Source organism: Anaerolineae bacterium, assembly GCA_011176535.1.
GTDB lineage: Bacteria > Chloroflexota > Anaerolineae > Anaerolineales > DRMV01 > DUEP01.
Genome location: DUEP01000063.1, coordinates 1 through 2617, shown reverse-complemented (window position 1 = coordinate 2617; position 2617 = coordinate 1). Strand labels below are relative to the sequence as shown.

Below are 2617 nucleotides of genomic sequence, written 5' to 3'. Positions count from 1 at the left end.
GGGCTGTGCAGGAGGATGCTGTTGTCTCGCGAGCGAACCGCACCGGCGCATAGCCTGCCTTACATGCCGGGCCTCGACGGCCTGCGCGCGGTGGCCGTGCTGGCCGTTTTCCTTTACCATGTGGGCTTCCCCTGGGCGGCCGGGGGCTTCCTGGGGGTGGAGACCTTCTTCGTGCTTTCGGGGTACCTGATCACCTCGCTCCTTTTGCGGGACCACCGCGAGCATGGGCGGCTGCGTATGGGGTGCGGTGGGGCTGATCGCCGCCGTGGCCCTTGGGCTGGCCTGGGCCATGTTGAGCATGGAGCAGATCAACCTCCGGGTGGGCCCCTCTCCCCTGGAACGGGCGCTGGCCGCCGAGGTCCAGACAAGCACGCCCCCGGAGGGACCGGAGACACCCGTGGCGGTGGGAACGCGGTCGCCTTCCCCCACCCCGCGCCCTTCCCCTTCCTCCGGACCCCAGGGGACGCGCCCGACCCCCACGGTGGGTGCCACCCCCATGGGCACCGCCACGCCCACGCCGTTCCCACCGGGGGTACAATTGACCCTGTTGGGCGATTCCATCATGCTGAGCACCCTGCCCGTGTGGCAGGGGACCCTGCCCACGGGGTCCTTTTTCATGGACGCCAAGCAGGGCCGCCGGCTGGCCCACTTATTGACCCTGGTGCCTGAACTGGCGCAACAGGAGCGCCTGGGCCCCACGGTGGTCATCCATCTAGGCACCAACGGCTCCTTCACCGACGCCACCTTCGACGCGGTGATGCGTCTGCTGCTGGAGCACGGCGTGCGGCAGGTCTATTTCGTCAATGTGCGTAGTCCCATCCGGTGGGCCCCGCTGGCCAACGCGCAACTGGAGGCCGGGGTGGCGCGCTGGCCGGAGGCCTATTTGCTGGACTGGAACGCCTACGCCACCCCCCACCGGGCATGGTTTTACGAGGACTTCGCCCACCCCACCCCCGAAGGGGCGCGGGCGTATGTGACCTTCATCCTGCGGGGGATGGGCTGGCTCCCGCAAACCGCCACTCAGGAGGCACCATGAGCGACCTCTCTCGCCGAGATTTCCTCAAGTTGATAGGCCTGGGCGCCCTGACCCTGGCCGCCCCGCGAAAGGTGTTCGCCGCCGCCGAACCGCGGCGCTATCGGGTGGTCCAGCGGATTGCGCCGCAGGACGGCGTGCTGATGACCGTGGATGACGGCTATTTGCGTACCTTTGCGCCTATGGTCCAGGTGCTCTACCGCCGCCGGGTGCCGGTGGCCTTCTTTGCCGTGGGCCGCGTGCTGCCCGTGCTGGCCGACTATCAGGGGGAGAACCTGCTGGAAAAGTTGATCGAGGTGGGCGGGATCATCTGCAATCATTCGTATAGCCATCCATATTTCACCCACCTGGACGAGAAGGCCATCGCCGAGGAAATCGAGAACTGGGAGGCGGCCCTGGCCGACGCCCTGGGCCGGGATTACCTGCGCGAGATGAAGGCCCGCTTCCCCTACTTCCGCATCCCCTTCGGCGCGGGGAAGAACCTGGGCCGGGTGTACCGGGTGTTGCAGGATTACGGGTATGTGGTCGTGTGGTGGAACTGGGACGATATGGGCGTGATATTGAAGTTCGTCGACGGGTCGCACCTCGAGGACGCCCTGCAGGAGCCGCTATTCGACGAGGTCAACCGGGCCATCGTGCGCGAGGCCACGGCCATTCGACCGGGGGACATTCTGCTGATGCACTCCAACGATTGGGCCAGGGCGGCCTTGGAAGGGGTGGTGGATGTGGTGGAGCGCCGCTGGACCTGGGCCGACCCGGTGCGTAGCCTGGGCCGGGCGGCGGGGCTGATACCCTCGGCGCCTTCAGGGGGCCAGGAGCCTCGCCGGCGACGGATCCCGCGGTGGGCCGACCGGCTGCCCAGGCCGTATTGAGTTTTGGTCGGAGGGCTTGAGTGGGCAGGGGGCAAAAGGGGGAGCCACCGAGGGAAAGTTTTGGCACAGGCCGTTCTTTCGTGTAACCGTGCAACACCACGTGCGCCCCCCTAGTCAAATAAGATAACCTGGGTTACTGTATTAGACTTTTGACAAAAAGGCAAAAGAAGCCCATGCCTGTACCCCAGAGGGGCCGGCTTGAGCGCCTTGACAAGGGACCAACGGAGCCGCAAAAGGGCAAAATCAGGCTCTGTTCGTCCCTGGACGCACCACCGGTTGGCGTGGTCGGCCTTTCCGGCGCTTTCCTCGGGGCCAGCCAGGGGATTTTCCGCGCCGTTTGACCGGTCGGGGTTGCACAGCCAAACGGGCGAAAAATCCACCCCAGCCCCGCTGTACATCCCCCGCCGGCCCCAAAGGTCGCTCCGGCAAAGGCTTCTGCCAGGGGGAGCGGCCGCCGGGCAGGTGCCGGCGGGCTAACCAGAGTTGGGCATAAGCCAACGGGGCCAAGCGTCACCCGCGTTCTTCCCGCGCCGCCTGGGGGGTGAGGAAAGAGAGGATCAACAAGCCTTGCTTGCAGAAGCGCCAGGTATGTTCCCCATCGAAACGCTGGCGGTAGAGAAGGGCGGCTTCCGGCAGGCGCACCCGCACCAGGGTCACCGGCCCCTCCGCCTGGCCTTGGGCCACCCTCGGGTACCCAAGGGCCGTTTCCCAG

The 2617-nt window shown here is 66.6% G+C and carries 3 protein-coding genes and 1 pseudogene; 3 read left to right on the top strand and 1 reads right to left on the bottom strand.

The window, feature by feature from the left end; translation table 11 throughout:
* Positions 1-15: 15 nt before the first annotated feature.
* The 3 genes and pseudogenes from G4O04_06685 (at position 16) to G4O04_06675 (ending at position 1905) form a co-directional block, all read left to right on the top strand.
* Positions 16-207 (top strand): annotated as a pseudogene (locus tag G4O04_06685) (acyltransferase).
* Positions 208-223: 16 nt separating this feature from the next.
* On the top strand, positions 224-1036 hold the full coding sequence (locus G4O04_06680) for a hypothetical protein (GenBank protein ID HEY58206.1): 813 nt from the start codon (positions 224-226) through the stop codon (positions 1034-1036).
* The gene (locus G4O04_06675; protein HEY58205.1) at positions 1033-1905 is read left to right on the top strand and encodes a polysaccharide deacetylase family protein; all 873 of its coding nucleotides are present in this window, start codon (positions 1033-1035) and stop codon (positions 1903-1905) included. Before G4O04_06680 ends, G4O04_06675 begins: the two co-directional genes overlap by 4 nt.
* A gap of 510 nt (positions 1906-2415) precedes the next feature.
* Here G4O04_06675 and G4O04_06670 read toward each other — a convergent pair.
* Complete coding sequence (locus G4O04_06670) at positions 2416-2562, bottom strand: hypothetical protein (GenBank protein HEY58204.1); 147 nt, start codon at positions 2560-2562, stop codon at positions 2416-2418.
* Between the last annotated feature and the right edge of the window lie 55 nt (positions 2563-2617).

Bases quoted from the DNA above. Each gene is read 5' to 3' on its own strand.
- G4O04_06680 (HEY58206.1), top strand. From the start codon at position 224: ATGGGCGGCTGCGTATGGGGTGCGGTGGGGCTGATCGCCGCCGTGGCC.
- G4O04_06675 (HEY58205.1), top strand. From the start codon at position 1,033: ATGAGCGACCTCTCTCGCCGAGATTTCCTCAAGTTGATAGGCCTGGGC.